We start from the raw sequence: 14,488 nt of genomic DNA, 5'->3' as shown, positions 1-14,488 counted from the left end.
CGAGGCGTGCGCCGGCGCCGGGGTGCCGTCCCGGGCGGCAGCCCCTACGCTCCGGTCATGACGTTGCCGCTCACCGTCGTCCCCGTCCCGGGCCCGGGGGCCGAGGACGTGCTCGTGGGGCCGGACGGGCGGGTGTGGACCGGCACGGCCGACGGCGCGGTGCACGTGCACGACCCCGCCGACGGGAGCGTGAGGACGGTCGCCGCCACCGGGGGCCGCCCGCTCGGGCTGGAGTGGCTCCCGGACGGACGTCTCCTCGTCTGCGACGCGCACCGCGGCCTGCTCGCCCTCGACACCTCGACCGGCGAGTCCGAGACGCTCGTCACCGACGTCGACGGGGAGCGCCTGCTCTTCGTCAACAACGCCGCGGTCCAGGCCGACGGCACGATCTGGTTCACCGACTCCAGCCGGCGCTGGCAGGTCGAGGACTGGAAGAACGACCTCGTCGAGCACACGTGCACCGGGCGGCTGCTCCGGCGCGCCCCCGACGGCACGGTGACGACGGTCCTCGACGGCCTGGCCTTCGCCAACGGCGTCGCCCTGCTGCCGGGGGAGCGCGGCGTGCTCGTCGCCGAGACGGCGACCTGCCGCATCCGGCGGGTCCCGCTGCGCGGCGACGGTCCGGGCGAGCCGACGACGTGGGTGGAGGACCTGCCCGGCCACCCGGACAACATCGCGCTCGGCTCCGACGGCCTCGTGTGGGTCACCGTCGCGTCGCCGACCGACCCCGTCCTCGCCCTCCTCCAGCGCAGCCCGCGCCAGGTGCGGGCCGTCGTGCGGCGGCTGCCCGAGCGGGTCAAGCCGGCACCGCGGCGCACCGCGCGCGTCCTGGCCCTCGACGACGAGGCGCGCGTCGTCCACGACCTCGACTTCGACGCGACCCGCTGGCACGTCGCGACCGGCGTGCGCGAGCACGAGGGTCGGGTCTGGCTCGGCAGCCTCGTCGAGCCGGCCATCGCGGTCGGCCAGCTGCCCTGACCCTCAGCGCCGTTCGTAGGTGACCCAGGCGCAGCCGTCGCCGGGCTCGCGACCCGTCTCGTGCCACGCGTGCGGGTCGATGGCCGGGAAGTGCACGTCGCCCTCCGGCTCCCGGTCGACCTCGGTGACGAGCAGCCGGTGCGCGTACGGCATCGCCTCGGCGTAGACCTCGCCCCCACCGGCGACGAACACCTCGTCGGCCGGTCCGGCGAGCGCCAGCGCCTCGACGAGCGAGTGCGCGACCTCGACACCGGCGTGCGTCCAGTCGGGCCGGCGGGTGATGACGATGGTGCGCCGTCCCGGCAGCACCCGCCCGATCGAGTCGAACGTGCGACGTCCCATGACGAGTGGGTGGCCCATCGTCGTGCGCTTGAAGAACGCGAAGTCGGCCGGCAGGTGCCACGGCATCGCGGAACCGGTCCCGATGACGCCGTTGCGGGCGACCGCGGCGATGAGCGAGACCCGGGTCATACGGCGATCGGGGCCTTGATGGAGGGGTGCGCCTCGTACCCGACGAGCTCGAAGTCCTCGAGCTCGTAGGCGTCGACCGAGGCGCGGGGGGTGATGACCATGGTCGGCAGGGGGAGGGGCTCGCGGGTCAGCTGGAGCGCCGCCTGCTCGAGGTGGTTGAGGTAGAGGTGCGCGTCGCCGAGGGTGTGGACGAACTCGCCGGCCCGCAGCCCGGTCTGCTGGGCGACCATCATGGTCAGCAGGGCGTAGCTCGCGATGTTGAAGGGCACCCCGAGGAAGACGTCGGCGCTGCGCTGGTAGAGCTGGCAGTCGAGGAAGGCCGCACCCCCGTCGGCCGCCGGGCGCACGTAGAACTGGAACATCGTGTGGCAGGGCGGCAGGGCCATGTCGTCGACGTCGGCGACGTTCCACGCGGAGACGATGTGTCGGCGCGAGTCCGGGTTGGCGCGGATCGACTCGACGACCCGGGCGACCTGGTCGACGGTGCGCCCGTCCGGGGTCGGCCAGGAGCGCCACTGGTGGCCGTAGACCGGGCCGAGGTCGCCGTGCTCGTCCGCCCACTCGTCCCAGATCGTGATGCCGCGCTCCTGCAGCCACCGGACGTTGGTGTCGCCGCGGAGGAACCACAGCAGCTCGCCGATGATCGAGCGCAGGTGGAGGCGCTTGGTCGTGAGGACGGGGAAGCCGGCGGTGAGGTCGAAGCGCATCTGGTACCCGAAGACGCTGCGGGTGCCGGTGCCCGTGCGGTCCGACTTCTCCACGCCCTGGGTCATCACGTGGTCGAGGAGGTCGAGGTACTGGCGCACGGGTCCAGCCTAGGCCCGGGCGGGCCGACCCCGCCGGAGGCGCCCGGGGCCGGGCGGGCGCGGTGCGCACCACCCGGCCCCGGAGCGGCTCACGGGCGTCGGAGGAACGCGGTCCGCAGCAGCGGCTGGTTGTTGACGAAGCCGTACCCGGCGCAGGCGGCACCGGTGCAGCTGACCCGCTCGTCGACGCCGACGCGCATGTCGAGGTGCAGGTGGGGCTGGGTGCCCATCGCGTGCGCGCGGGTGCCGACCGTGCCGACCCGGTCACCCTTGGTCAGGTGCTGGCCGACGTGCACCACCGGCCCCGGGTCGTTGTCCATGTGCTGGAAGAACCACAGCCGGCCGAAGGCGTCCTTGACCGTGGCCGTCGCGCCGGCGGTCTCCGAGCCCGGACGGACGGTCATGACGGTGCCGGCGACCGGCGAGACGACGGCGGTGCCGGTGGGGGCGAAGATGTCGGCGGCGTTGTAGTCGTGGTGGCAGTTGGTCCTGCTGTTCCAGCACCACGTGAGCGGCGACTGGTTCTTGACCGTCGCCTGGCTGACGTTGAGCGGGAACCGCAGCGAGGCGTCGCCGATGATCTGCGAGGCGTTGTCGTTCTTGACGTTGGCGTTGAGGTCGACCTTCGCGCCCGCCGGGATGATGTCGTGGACGCCGCCGAAGTCGCTGTTGTAGAAGACGTACACCTGCTTGCCGGTGCGGTTCCACACCGCCGCGGTGTTGTTCTTGACGCACTGGCCGCGGCCGTTGCCGGCGGAGACGAACGTGATGCAGCCGGGTCCGGTGCCGTAGTCGCGCTGGCTGTGCACGAGGTCGACGAGCGAACCCGTGGCCCCGCTGTTGTAGTACAGGCAGAACTCGCCGGACTCGCACGAGCCGTTGCGGGCGGCCGCGTTGGCCGCCGGCGCGGTGGCCACGAGGCCGAGCGCGAGTCCGAGGACGGCGGCGGCCGTGGCCGCCAGGCGCGTGATCATGGGTGCTTCCCCCTCCTGCGGCCGTGGCCGCACGTGACGGCCGCGACGGATCCCCCCGGACGGCCGGGACGCCGGTGGCGCCCGTCGGCGACGCTAGACCCGGGGTCGGGCCCCGGCAACCGGGGCGTGCGGGGAGGACTCCCCGGCGGGTGGCGGCGACCCGGGGGTGGGCGCGCGCACTACGCTGGACCGCATGAGCTCCTCCCCGTTCGGCCGCGTCCTCACCGCGATGGTCACCCCGATGGCCCCCGGCGGTGCGCTCGACGAGGCGGGCACCGAGAAGGTCGTCGAGCACCTGCTCGGCACCGGGCACGACGGCCTCGTCGTCAACGGGACGACCGGCGAGGCCCCGACGCTCACCGACGACGAGAGCATCGCGATGGTCCGCCTCGTCACCGGCGTCGCGGGCGAGCGCGCCCGCGTGGTCGCCGGGGTGGGCTCGAACGACACCGCCCACGCCGTCCACATGGCCGAGCGGGCGGCGGCGGCGGGGGCCCACGCCCTGCTCGTCGTCTCGCCCTACTACAACAAGCCGACCCAGGCCGGGCTCGTCGCCCACTGCCGGGCCGTCGCCGACGCCACCGACCTGCCGGTGATGCTCTACGACATCCCCGGTCGCACCGGCATCCCGTTCTCGCACGACGCCCTGCTCGCCCTCGCCGAGCACCCGCGGATCCTCGCCGTCAAGGACGCCAAGGGCGACCTCGCGGCCTCGACCCGGGCGATGGCCGCGACCGACCTGCTCTGGTTCAGCGGCGAGGACGCCCTCAACCTGCCCCTCCTCGCGATCGGGGCGACCGGCGTGGTGTCCGTCGTGGGACACGTCGCCGGTGCCCAGTACCGCGCCATGCTCGAGGCCGTCGACCGCGGCGACCTCGCCGAGGCCCGCCGCCTCCACCGCGGGCTCGTCCCCGTCGTCGACGCGATCATGTCGCCCTCACAGGGCGCGATCATGGCCAAGGCCGCGCTCGTCGAGCTCGGCGTCCTCGACTCCGCCGCCGTGCGGTTGCCCCTCGTCGAGTCCCCGCCGGAGCACCTCGAGGCGCTCCGGACGGCGCTCGCCACCCTCCCCACCCCGAAGGACTCATGAGTCACCCCCACCCCGACCTCGACCTCCCCGCACCGCTGGCGCCCGGCGGCGTCCGGGTCATCCCGCTCGGCGGCCTCGGCGAGGTCGGTCGCAACATGACCGTCCTCGAGCACGACGGCCAGCTGCTCGTCATCGACTGCGGTGTGCTGTTCCCGGACGACCACCACCCCGGCATCGACCTCATCCTCCCGGACTTCTCGGCCATCGAGGACCGGCTCGAGGACGTGCAGGCGATCGTGCTCACCCACGGTCACGAGGACCACATCGGCGCGGTGCCGTACCTCCTGCGGCTCAAGCCCGACATCCCCGTCGTCGGCTCGCAGCTGACCCTGGCCCTCATCGAGGCCAAGCTGCGCGAGCACCGGATCACCCCGTTCACGCTCGGGGTGGCAGAGGGGCAGCGCGAGCGGTTCGGGGTCTTCGACTGCGAGTTCGTCGCGGTCAACCACTCCATCCCCGACGCCCTCGCGGTCTGCGTCCGCACTCCCGGCGGCACGCTCCTGCACACCGGCGACTTCAAGATGGACCAGCTGCCGCTCGACGGGCGGCTCACCGACCTGCGCGCCTTCGCCCGGCTGGGCGAGGAGGGGGTCGACCTCTTCCTCACCGACAGCACGAACGCGGAGGTTCCGGGGTTCACGACGCCCGAGCGCGAGATCGCGCCGGCCATCGACAAGGTCTTCCGGCACGCCGAGCGGCGGATCATCGTCGCCTGCTTCTCCTCGCACGTCCACCGGGTCCAGCAGGTCCTCGACGCCGCCCAGAAGTCCGGACGCAAGGTCGCGATGATCGGTCGGTCGATGGTGCGGAACATGGGCATCGCGGCCGACCTCGGCTACCTGCACGTCCCCGACGGCGTGCTCGTCGACGTCAAGACGCTCGACGACCTCCCAGACCACAAGATCGTCCTCATCTGCACCGGCAGCCAGGGCGAGCCGATGGCCGCCCTCTCCCGGATGGCCAACCGCGACCACCGGATCGAGGTGGGCGAGGGCGACACCGTCCTCCTCGCGTCCTCGCTCATCCCGGGCAACGAGAACGCCGTCTACCGGGTGATCAACGGGCTCATGCGGCTCGGCGCGCAGGTCGTGCACAAGGGCAACGCCAAGGTGCACGTGTCGGGGCACGCGAGCGCCGGTGAGCTCCTGTACTGCTACAACATCGTCAAGCCCCGCAACGTCATGCCGGTGCACGGGGAATGGCGCCACCTCGTGGCCAACGCCGACCTCGCCGTGGCCACCGGCATCCCGCGGCGCAACGTCGCGGTCGTCGAGGACGGCGTCGTCGTCGACCTCGTCGACGGGCGGGTGTCCGTGGCGGGCGCGGTGCGGTGCGGGTACGTCTACGTCGACGGCTCGTCGGTGGGGGAGGCCGACGAGACCCTCCTCAAGGACCGGCGCATCCTGCGCGACGAGGGCTTCATCTCGGTCGTCGTCGTCGTCGACTCGATGAGCGGCAAGGTCGTCGCCGGACCCGAGATCACCGCGCGCGGCTTCGTCGAGGACGACGTCGTCTTCGACGAGATCCGCCCGCGCATCGAGCAGGCCCTCGACGAGGCCACCGCGCAGGGCGTCACCGACTCCCACCAGCTGCAGCAGGTCGTGCGCCGCACCATCGGCCCCTGGGTGGGCCGCAAGATCAAGCGTCGCCCGATGATCATCCCCACCGTCATCGAGGCCTGACCGCCCGACGTCGACGACCCGCACCCTCGTCCGGGGGTGCGGGTCGTGGCGTGTTCGACGGATCCGTGGGCCGTCCCGCAGGGGTCATCCGTTCGGCCAGCTGTGGCGACACAACCCCAAGAACTCCCCGCAAAAAAGTAAAGAGATCGTAAAGTACTGGTCAGTACAGTTCAAGGAGCCGCTCTTCGGAGTGGTCGTCCCGAAGGGATGGAACGCATGCCGCACCCGACCACGGCCGCCGTCGCGGCCGGGCGGCGCGGTGTGACCTCCGGCGCCCTTCGGAACACCTGCTGACCTGCACGGATCAACCGTTCGGCCGGTTTCCGGAAACTTCGCCGAACCCCTAGCGAAAACAGTAAAGAGTTCGTAAAGTTCCAGTCAGCGCCACGCCAACCGGTCGGAACGGAAGCCACCCGGTCGGCTCGGCGCCCAGGACGCCCGGAGGCCCGCTCCGCGCCACGACCCGCTCCGGCGGGTCCGGCCGGCCACGGCACCACCGGAGTCGCCCGCCGTCTCGGGGGCGACGGGTGCGGCGTCCCGCTCGATGACAGGGGTCGGGCGGGACGCCGCACTTGTGTGCGTGGCCCGCGGTTCCCCGGCGCAGGATCCGACCGCGACGTGCCGCGTGTGACACGTGAGTCGGATGTGACTCTAGCGTAGCCTGCGACGCATGGCGACACGCACGTCCTCCACCTCCCGCGCCCGCAGCGGCAGCGCGCGCCGGCCGGCCACCCGCAAGGGAACGGCCCGGCCCCGCTCGACCCGCCGCGCACCGCGCTCGGGCGGACTGCCGCTGCCGCTGCGGGCCGCCCAGACGACGTGGATGGGGCTGGCGCACGCCACCGGCGCGGTGGCCCGCAAGGTCGGCGACACCGGCCGCGACCTGGAACCCGAGCACCGCCGTGACGGGCTCGGCCTGCTGCTCGTCGCCCTGGCCGTCGTCGTTGCCGCCCGCGAGTGGTGGGGGATGCCCGGTGGGGTCGGTGTGGTGGTCCACGCCGTCGTCGCCGGCACGTTCGGCAAGGTGGGCTACGCGGTGCCGCTCGTCCTCCTCGCCTTCGGCGTCCGGGTGCTGCGCGCCCCGACCGACGAGGCCGCCACCTCCCGGATGGCCGTGGGGACCACCGCGCTGGCCTTCGCCGCGTGCGGGCTGGTCCACGTCGCGAACGACGTCCCGACCCCACCCGAGGGCGCCGACGGGATGCGGGCCGCCGGCGGCATCATCGGCTTCCTCGCCTCCAGCCCGCTCCAGGCGGCCGTGTCGGTCTACGGCACGGTCCCGCTGCTGCTCCTCCTCGGGCTGTTCGGGGTCCTCGTCCTCACCGCCACACCGCTGCACCAGGTGCCCGAGCGGCTGCGCGAGCTCGTCGACCGCCTCACCGGCCACACCCCGCAGCCGGCCGCCGAGGAGCCGAAGCCCACGACCCGCCGCTCGCGGGCCCGGGCGCGTGCGGAGGCCGACGGGCCGCTGCACGGCGACGAGGCCTTCGAGCAGGCGGCCGCGGTCGACCCGCGCACGGGCAAGCGCCTGCGTCCGGGCCAGAAGCGCCCCGCCGCGCCGGAGGCTCCCGCCGCGACCGCCCCGACCGGTCCGGCCGGGGCCGCGGGCCTCGCCCCGGCCCAGGCGGCCGCGACGTCCTCCCTCGAGGCGCCGCCGACCTCGCAGCTGCCCCAGCGCGTCGAGCAGCTCTCGCTGGCCGGCGACGTCACCTACACCCTCCCGGACTCGGGGATCCTCGAGCCGGGCAGTCCGCACAAGGCGCGCAGCGCGGCCAACGACCGGGTCGTCGAGGCCCTGACCACGGTCCTCGACCAGTTCGAGATCGACGCCCAGGTCACCGGCTTCACCCGCGGCCCGACGGTCACCCGCTACGAGGTGGAGCTCGGCCCGGGCATCAAGGTCGAGCGGGTCACGGCGCTCTCGAAGAACATCGCCTACGCCGTCGCGTCCGCCGACGTGCGCATCCTCAGCCCGATCCCCGGCAAGTCGGCGATCGGCATCGAGATCCCCAACACCGACCGCGAGAAGGTCAGCCTCGGCGACGTCCTGCGCAGCCAGGTCGCGCGCGGCAGCGAGCACCCGATGGTCATGGGCGTGGGCAAGGACGTCGAGGGCGGCTACGTCATCGCCAACCTCGCGAAGATGCCGCACCTGCTCGTCGCGGGCGCCACCGGCGCCGGCAAGTCGAGCTTCGTCAACTCGATGATCACCTCGATCCTCATGCGCTCGACGCCGGACGAGGTGCGGATGGTCCTCGTCGACCCCAAGCGGGTCGAGCTGACCGCGTACGAGGGCATCCCGCACCTCATCACCCCGATCATCACCAACCCGAAGAAGGCCGCCGAGGCCCTCCAGTGGGTCGTGCGGGAGATGGACACCCGCTACGACGACCTCGCCCAGTTCGGCTTCAAGCACGTCGACGACTTCAACAAGGCGGTGCGCACGGGCAAGGTCAAGCCGCTGCCGGGCTCGGAGCGGGTCCTCACGCCCTACCCGTACCTCCTCGTCATCGTCGACGAGCTCGCCGACCTCATGATGGTCGCGCCCCGCGACGTCGAGGAGTCGATCGTCCGGATCACCCAGCTCGCGCGGGCCGCCGGCATCCACCTGGTCCTCGCGACCCAGCGTCCCTCGGTCGACGTCGTCACCGGGCTCATCAAGGCCAACGTCCCCTCGCGGATGGCCTTCGCGACCTCCTCGCTCGCCGACAGCCGGGTCGTGCTCGACCAGCCCGGCGCCGAGAAGCTCATCGGCCAGGGTGACGCCCTGTTCCTCCCGATGGGAGCGAGCAAGCCGATGCGCGTCCAGGGCGCGTGGGTCACCGAGTCCGAGATCCACGCCGTCGTCACCCACGTGACCGCACAGCTCAAGCCGGCCTACCGCGAGGACGTCGTCGTCGTGGCGCCCAAGAAGCAGGTCGACGACGACATCGGCGACGACCTCGACCTCCTGCTCCAGGCCACCGAGCTGGTCGTGACCACCCAGTTCGGCTCGACCTCGATGCTCCAGCGCAAGCTGCGGGTCGGCTTCGCCAAGGCCGGCCGGCTGATGGACCTCCTCGAGTCGCGTGGGGTCGTCGGCCCGTCCGAGGGGTCGAAGGCCCGCGACGTCCTCGTCAAGCCGGACGACCTGCCGACGACCCTCGCGCTGCTGCGCGGCGAGGACGTCCCCGACGCCGACGAGCCCTTCGACGGCGAGGCGATGGACGGGGACGCGCACGCACTCGAGCAGGCCGGCGCCGTCCGGGACGGCGACACCGCCGAGGTCCCGGTCGTGGCCTACGGCGGCGACGCCGTCGCGGCCGACCTCGACCGCTACCCGGTGGCCGTGGAGTACGGCGACGAGGACGACGGCTCCGGCGAGGACGCCTGGGAGCTGACCGGCCGCCGCTGACGCGAGACGCCCGCAGTGCGCCCCGCCTGACGGCATCCTCGACCACCCCCGGCTACCGTGTCGGCCATGAGCTCGACGTGGGAGGACGCGCGCGACGCACCGCCGTCGACCTGGCGGCGGTGGCGGGCCACCCTCCGCAAGCAGCCCTCGGCCTTCCTGCTCATGGTGCAGGTGCTCGTCATCCTCCTGCTGCCCTTCCTCCAGGACACCCGGGGCGGACGCTCGGTCATCTCCCTGCTCAGCCTGGCCGCGGTGGTCACCGCCGTCTTCACGGTGCGCAGCACGCCGGCCCTCACCTGGCTCTCGGCCACCCTCGCGGCCCCCGCGGCGGTCCTCGAGGTCTGGAGCCTCGTCGACGAGACCGGGAACGTCATCCTCCTCGCGCACGCGGTGCTCGCGGTCTTCTACTTCTACACCGCGTACGCGCTCATCTCCTACATGTTCGAGGACGCCTGGGTCACCAAGGACGAGCTCTTCGCCGTCGGAGCGGCCTTCACCGTCCTCCTCTTCGCCTTCGCCTACCTCTTCCTGGCCATCCAGGAGCTCTGGCCGAGCTCCTTCACCTCGGTCGACGGGCCGGGCAAGCGCACCTTCCTCGAGCTGCTCTACTTCTCCGGCGCGAACCTCACGAGCGTCGGGCTGTCCGACGTCGGTCCCGTGCGGCCACAGGCCCGGGCCGTGGTGACGATCGAGCAGCTGGGTGGCGTGCTCTACGTCGCGATGGTCATCTCGCGGCTCGTCGCGCTGACCGTCATCCGCGCCCGCCAGTGACCGGAGCGGCGCTCAGGGCCGCGGCCCGTCGAGGTCCTCGATGCGGGCCACGCTCGGGCCCCGGGTGGCCGCCAGGGCGGCGGCGCGCTCCTCGGCCTCGCCGAGCAGCCGCAGCGCGTTGCCGCTCGTCAGCGCGGCCAGGTCGGTGTCGCTCCAGCCGCGGTCCGCGAGGGCCTCGAGCAGCCGCGGGTACCCGCTGACGTCGTCGAGCCCCTCGGGCTGCACGTCGACGCCGTCGTAGTCGCCCCCGAGCCCGATGTGCTCGACGCCCGCGACCTCGCGGACGTGCTCGCAGTGCGCGACGACGTCCTCGACCGTGGCCCGCGGCGCCGGGTGGGTGCGACGGCGCGCGGCCGTGAAGGCCCCGTACGCCGTGAAGTCCGCGGACGAGATGCCCTCCGCGGCCGCGGCGTCGGCGGTCTCGAGGTCCCACTCGCGCACGGCCGACGAGACGAACTTCGGGACGAAGGTCACCATGCAGACCCCCCCGTTGGCCGGCAGCCGCTCGAGGACGTCGTCCGGCACGTTGCGCGGGTGGTCGCACACCGCGCGGGCCGAGGAGTGCGAGAAGACGACCGGCGCCTCGGCGACGTCGAGGGCGTCGCGCATCGTGTCGGCCGAGACGTGCGAGAGGTCGACGAGCATCCCGAGCCGGTTCATCTCACGGACCACCTCGCTCCCGAAGGGCGACAGCCCGCCGAGCACCGGTTCGGCGGTGGCCGAGTCGGCCCACGGCACGTTGTCGTTGTGGGTGAGGGTCAGGTAGCGCACCCCGAGCGCGAAGAGCATCCGGAGGGTGCCGAGCGAGGAGTCGATGCTGTGGCCGCCCTCGGCGCCCATCAGCGAGGCGACCCGCCCGGCGGCCAGGGCCGCCTCGACCTCGGCGCGGGTGGTCGCCAGCGCCAGGTCGCCGGGGAACGCGGCCACCATCTGGTGCACCGCGTCGACCTGCTCGAGCGTGGCGGTCACCGCGGACTCGCCGGCGAGGTCGGCGGGCACGAAGACCGACCAGAACTGCGCCCCGACGCCGCCGGCCCGCAGGCGCGGGAGGTCGGTGTGCGTCGGCAGGCCGCCCGCGGCGAGGTCCAGACGGGACCAGTCGTAGGCCGCCCGCTCGCGGGCCTCCCAGGGCAGGTCGTTGTGCCCGTCGAGGACGGGGTGGTCGCGCAGCAGCGCCCGGATGCGTCCCCCGGTCGTGTCGAGCATGCGCGCGACCCTACCGGGGGTGCCCGAGGCCGTTCGACCCCGCAACTAGAGTGGCGCCATGACCACCAGTGCGACCCGCGGCAGCGTCGCGCTCGTGACCCTCGGCTGCACCCGCAACGAGGTCGACTCCGAGGAGCTCGCCGGCCGGCTCGCCGCCGACGGCTGGACCCTCGTCGAGGACGCCGCCGACGCCGACGTCGCGCTGGTCAACACCTGCGGCTTCGTCGAGCAGGCGAAGAAGGACTCGATCGACACCCTCCTCGAGGCCGCCGACCTCAAGGAGACCGGCCGCACGCGGGCGGTCGTCGCCGTCGGCTGCCTCGCCGAGCGGTACGGGCGCACCCTCGCCGAGGAGCTCCCGGACGCCGACGCCGTCCTCGGCTTCGACTCCTACGCCGACATGTCCTCGCACCTGCGGGCCATCCTCGGCGGGGCGCGGCCGGAGGCACACGTGCCCACCGACCGGCGACGGCTGCTGCCGCTGTCGCCGGTCGACCGCGCGGCGGCCTCGGACGCCGTCGCGCTGCCCGGCCACGACGCCGGCGTCGTGCGCAGCCGACTCGGCTCCGCCCCGTGGGCGCCCCTGAAGATCGCGAGCGGCTGCGACCGGCGGTGTGCCTTCTGCGCCATCCCGATGTTCCGGGGCTCGTTCGTCTCGCGCCGGCCCACCGACGTCGTCGCCGAGGCGCGCTGGCTCGCCGGCCAGGGCGTGCGCGAGCTGTTCCTCGTCAGCGAGAACTCGACCTCCTACGGCAAGGACCTCGGCGACCTCACGCTGCTGGAGTCCCTCCTGCCCGAGCTGGCCGGCGTCGACGGCGTCGAGCGGGTGCGGGTGTCCTACCTGCAGCCGGCCGAGGTGCGCCCCGGGCTGCTCGAGACGATGGCCGCCACGCCCGGGGTCTCGCCGTGGTACGACCTCTCCTTCCAGCACGCGTCCACTCCGCTGCTGCGGCGGATGCGCCGCTTCGGCGGCACCGACGCCTTCCTCGGCCTGCTCGCCGGGGTCCGTGAGCGCCAGCCCCTCGCCGGGGCGCGCAGCAACGTCATCGTCGGCTTCCCCGGCGAGACCGAGGCCGACGTCGCCGAGCTCGAGCGGTTCCTCACCGAGGCGCGCCTCGACGTCGTCGGCGTCTTCGGCTACTCCGACGAGGACGGCACCGAGGGCGAGCGGCTCGACGGCCACCTACCGGAGCAGGTCGTCGCCGAGCGGGTCGAGCGGGTCTCGGCCCTCGTCGAGGAGCTGACCGCCCAGCGCGCGCTCGAGCGGGTCGGCGAGGCGGTCACCGTCCTCGTCGAGGAGCACGACGACGACGAGCCCGGCCTGGTCGTCGGGCGGGCCGACCACCAGGGGCCCGACGTCGACGGCGTCTGCCACGTCCGGCTCGGCCCGCAGGCCGTGCCCCCCGCGGTCGGCACCTTCCTCGAGGGGGTCGTCGTCGGGGCCGAGGGGGTCGACCTGCTCGTGGAGCCGCGATGAGCGAGCCCACACCACACCCTCCGCGTCCGGTGCGACCGGGCCCGCTCGCCGACGGCCGGATGAGCGACCCCTACCGCGTGGGCATCGACCCGGCGAGCCCCGTCGTGCCCGAGACCGGCCCGAGCGCGTGGAACATCGCCAACTACCTCACGGTGCTCCGGCTCGCCCTCGTGCCGGTCTTCGGCTCGCTGCTGCTCTCCCGCGGTGGCGAGTCCCCGGCCCTGCGCTGGGCCGCGTTCGGGGTGTTCGCGCTCGCGATGGTCACCGACCGCATCGACGGCGACCTCGCCCGCAGCCGGGGACTCGTGACCAACGTCGGCAAGGTCCTCGACCCGATCGCCGACAAGGCCCTCGTGACGATGGCGCTCGTCGGGCTCTCCAGCATCGGCGAGGTGATGTGGTGGGTCACCGTCGTGGTCCTCGTCCGCGAGTGGGGCATCACCGCGATGCGGTTCTGGGTCATCCGGCACGGCGTGATGGCGGCCGGGCGCGGCGGGAAGCTCAAGACGCTCCTGCAGACCTTCGGCATCGGCTTCTTCCTCTGGCCGCGCGCGACCCTGCCGGCCCCGGGCTTCTGGGACGCCCTCGCGTGGACGCTCCTCGGCGCCGCGGTCGTCGTCACCGTCGTCACCGGGGTCGACTACCTCGTCCAGGCGCTGCGGCTGCGGCGCACGAGCGAGCGTGCGGTCCGCAAGCGGGCCGAGCGGGCCGAGCGGGCCGCCCGGCGGGCCGGTGAGGGGTCGGGGTGAGCACCCCGCCGGCCCCGCGGGCCGCGGCGACCACCGCGGCCGCCGAGGTCGTGGGCCTGCTGGCGGAAGCGGGCCTGAGCGTCGCCACCGCCGAGTCGCTGACCGGCGGGCTGGTCTGCGCGACCCTCGTCGACGTGCCCGGTGCGTCGGCCGTCGTGCGCGGCGGGGTCGTCGCGTACGCCACCGACGTCAAGGCCTCGGTGCTCGGGGTCGACGCCGAGCTGTTGGCCCGGGTGGGGGCGGTCGATCCCGACGTCGCCGCCCAGCTGGCCGAGGGCGCTCGCCGGGTCCTCGGCGCCGACCTCGGCGTCTCGACCACCGGCGTCGCCGGGCCCGACCCCGCCGACGGCCGGGCGGTCGGCACCGTCTTCGTCGGCGTGAGCGGTCCCGCGGGAACAGCGGTCGAGGAGCACGCGTTCTCCGGAGACCGGGCCACGGTGCGGCGTTCGGCCGTCGACGCCGCCCTCGACCTCGTGGCCCGGACCACCCGAAACCTCCGCGCCGACCCCGGGCCGGCGCGGTACGGTGGTCCCAGGACCGACGGGCCGAGATCTCGAGAGGAGGCGCCGTGATCCTGCTCCGCCACGAGCTGGGCGAGGTGCTCCGCGAGGTGCGCACCGCCCAGGGCCGCACGCTGCGGGACGTCGCGTCGTCCTCCGCCGTCTCCCTCGGCTACCTCAGCGAGCTCGAGCGCGGCACCAAGGAGGCGTCCTCCGAGCTGCTCGCGTCGGTCTGCGACGGTCTCGGGATGTCGCTCTCCGAGCTCCTCGGCCTCGTCCACGAGCGGGTCGAGCACGTCGAGACGATGACCGCTCCGGTCACCCTCCCCGTCGGTCCCGCGCTGGGCGCCGGCGAGGTCTCCGCCTCCGCGGCCTGACACCCCACCTGGA

The 14,488-nt window shown here is 73.6% G+C and carries 13 protein-coding genes; 9 read left to right on the top strand and 4 right to left on the bottom strand.

Going from position 1 to position 14,488, the window contains the following annotated elements; genetic code table 11:
- Positions 1-57 precede the first annotated feature (57 nt).
- Positions 58-978 (top strand): SMP-30/gluconolactonase/LRE family protein, encoded by a 921-nt coding sequence (locus PKA89_RS01885; protein WP_324416038.1) that lies wholly within the window; start codon positions 58-60, stop codon positions 976-978.
- 3 nt (positions 979-981) lie between these two features.
- On the opposite strand, the gene PKA89_RS01880 is transcribed toward PKA89_RS01885, so the two are convergent.
- The 3 genes from PKA89_RS01880 to PKA89_RS01870 all read right to left on the bottom strand — a co-directional run bounded on the left by PKA89_RS01880 (position 982) and on the right by PKA89_RS01870 (position 3,229).
- Positions 982-1,449 (bottom strand): dihydrofolate reductase, encoded by a 468-nt coding sequence (locus tag PKA89_RS01880; RefSeq protein ID WP_324416036.1) that lies wholly within the window; start codon positions 1,447-1,449, stop codon positions 982-984.
- On the bottom strand, positions 1,446-2,255 hold the full coding sequence (locus PKA89_RS01875; protein WP_324416034.1) for a thymidylate synthase: 810 nt from the start codon (positions 2,253-2,255) through the stop codon (positions 1,446-1,448). Before PKA89_RS01875 ends, PKA89_RS01880 begins: the two co-directional genes overlap by 4 nt.
- Positions 2,256-2,344: 89 nt before the next feature.
- Positions 2,345-3,229, bottom strand: coding sequence for a peptidase inhibitor family I36 protein (locus PKA89_RS01870; RefSeq protein ID WP_324416032.1), 885 nt, complete (start codon positions 3,227-3,229; stop codon positions 2,345-2,347).
- Positions 3,230-3,422: 193 nt separating this feature from the next.
- On the opposite strand from PKA89_RS01870, the gene dapA reads away from it, so the two are divergent.
- The 4 genes from dapA (at position 3,423) to PKA89_RS01850 (ending at position 10,166) form a co-directional block, all read left to right on the top strand.
- Entirely contained in the window at positions 3,423-4,319 is an 897-nt protein-coding gene (gene dapA / locus PKA89_RS01865; protein WP_324416030.1) for a 4-hydroxy-tetrahydrodipicolinate synthase, read from the top strand.
- A complete protein-coding gene (locus PKA89_RS01860; RefSeq protein WP_324416028.1) occupies positions 4,316-6,001 on the top strand; it encodes a ribonuclease J in 1,686 nt (561 codons plus the stop codon). Before dapA ends, PKA89_RS01860 begins: the two co-directional genes overlap by 4 nt.
- A gap of 670 nt (positions 6,002-6,671) precedes the next feature.
- The gene (locus PKA89_RS01855; protein WP_324416026.1) at positions 6,672-9,395 is read left to right on the top strand and encodes a DNA translocase FtsK 4TM domain-containing protein; all 2,724 of its coding nucleotides are present in this window, start codon (positions 6,672-6,674) and stop codon (positions 9,393-9,395) included.
- 66 nt (positions 9,396-9,461) lie between these two features.
- Positions 9,462-10,166, top strand: a complete 705-nt coding sequence (locus PKA89_RS01850; RefSeq protein ID WP_324416024.1) for an ion channel — start codon at positions 9,462-9,464, stop codon at positions 10,164-10,166.
- A gap of 12 nt (positions 10,167-10,178) precedes the next feature.
- Here the strand turns inward: PKA89_RS01850 and PKA89_RS01845 are convergent, their stop codons facing one another.
- Positions 10,179-11,372, bottom strand: coding sequence for a dipeptidase (locus tag PKA89_RS01845; RefSeq protein ID WP_324416022.1), 1,194 nt, complete (start codon positions 11,370-11,372; stop codon positions 10,179-10,181).
- Positions 11,373-11,430: 58 nt separating this feature from the next.
- Here PKA89_RS01845 and rimO point away from each other — a divergent pair, with 58 nt between their 5' ends.
- Genes rimO through PKA89_RS01825 form a run of 4 tightly spaced genes read left to right on the top strand, consistent with a single transcriptional unit; the run spans position 11,431 to position 14,475 of the window.
- Positions 11,431-12,849 carry a 30S ribosomal protein S12 methylthiotransferase RimO gene (gene rimO, locus PKA89_RS01840; RefSeq protein ID WP_324416020.1) on the top strand — a complete coding sequence of 473 codons (1,419 nt, stop codon included), beginning with the start codon at positions 11,431-11,433 and terminating at the stop codon, positions 12,847-12,849.
- Between the two features lie 29 nt (positions 12,850-12,878).
- Positions 12,879-13,598, top strand: coding sequence for a CDP-diacylglycerol--glycerol-3-phosphate 3-phosphatidyltransferase (gene pgsA / locus PKA89_RS01835; protein WP_324416018.1), 720 nt, complete (start codon positions 12,879-12,881; stop codon positions 13,596-13,598).
- Positions 13,595-14,170, top strand: coding sequence for a nicotinamide-nucleotide amidohydrolase family protein (locus PKA89_RS01830; protein WP_324416016.1), 576 nt, complete (start codon positions 13,595-13,597; stop codon positions 14,168-14,170). The genes pgsA and PKA89_RS01830 overlap by 4 nt, the downstream gene beginning before the upstream one ends.
- Complete coding sequence (locus PKA89_RS01825; RefSeq protein ID WP_324416014.1) at positions 14,167-14,475, top strand: helix-turn-helix transcriptional regulator; 309 nt, start codon at positions 14,167-14,169, stop codon at positions 14,473-14,475. Before PKA89_RS01830 ends, PKA89_RS01825 begins: the two co-directional genes overlap by 4 nt.
- Positions 14,476-14,488 lie beyond the last annotated feature (13 nt).

Origin of the sequence: Phycicoccus sp., from assembly GCF_035325325.1 — a bacterium.
Lineage (GTDB): Bacteria > Actinomycetota > Actinomycetes > Actinomycetales > Dermatophilaceae > Phycicoccus.
Note: the sequence above shows the minus strand (reverse complement) of the source record. Positions and strands in the feature narration are given on the sequence as shown.

Bases quoted from the DNA above. Each gene is read 5' to 3' on its own strand.
- PKA89_RS01850 (WP_324416024.1), top strand. From the start codon at position 9,462: ATGAGCTCGACGTGGGAGGACGCGCGCGACGCACCGCCGTCGACCTGG.
- PKA89_RS01885 (WP_324416038.1), top strand. From the start codon at position 58: ATGACGTTGCCGCTCACCGTCGTCCCCGTCCCGGGCCCGGGGGCCGAG.
- dapA (WP_324416030.1), top strand. From the start codon at position 3,423: ATGAGCTCCTCCCCGTTCGGCCGCGTCCTCACCGCGATGGTCACCCCG.
- PKA89_RS01870 (WP_324416032.1), bottom strand. From the start codon at position 3,229: ATGATCACGCGCCTGGCGGCCACGGCCGCCGCCGTCCTCGGACTCGCG.
- PKA89_RS01880 (WP_324416036.1), bottom strand. From the start codon at position 1,449: ATGACCCGGGTCTCGCTCATCGCCGCGGTCGCCCGCAACGGCGTCATC.
- PKA89_RS01855 (WP_324416026.1), top strand. From the start codon at position 6,672: ATGGCGACACGCACGTCCTCCACCTCCCGCGCCCGCAGCGGCAGCGCG.
- rimO (WP_324416020.1), top strand. From the start codon at position 11,431: ATGACCACCAGTGCGACCCGCGGCAGCGTCGCGCTCGTGACCCTCGGC.
- PKA89_RS01860 (WP_324416028.1), top strand. From the start codon at position 4,316: ATGAGTCACCCCCACCCCGACCTCGACCTCCCCGCACCGCTGGCGCCC.
- PKA89_RS01845 (WP_324416022.1), bottom strand. From the start codon at position 11,372: ATGCTCGACACGACCGGGGGACGCATCCGGGCGCTGCTGCGCGACCAC.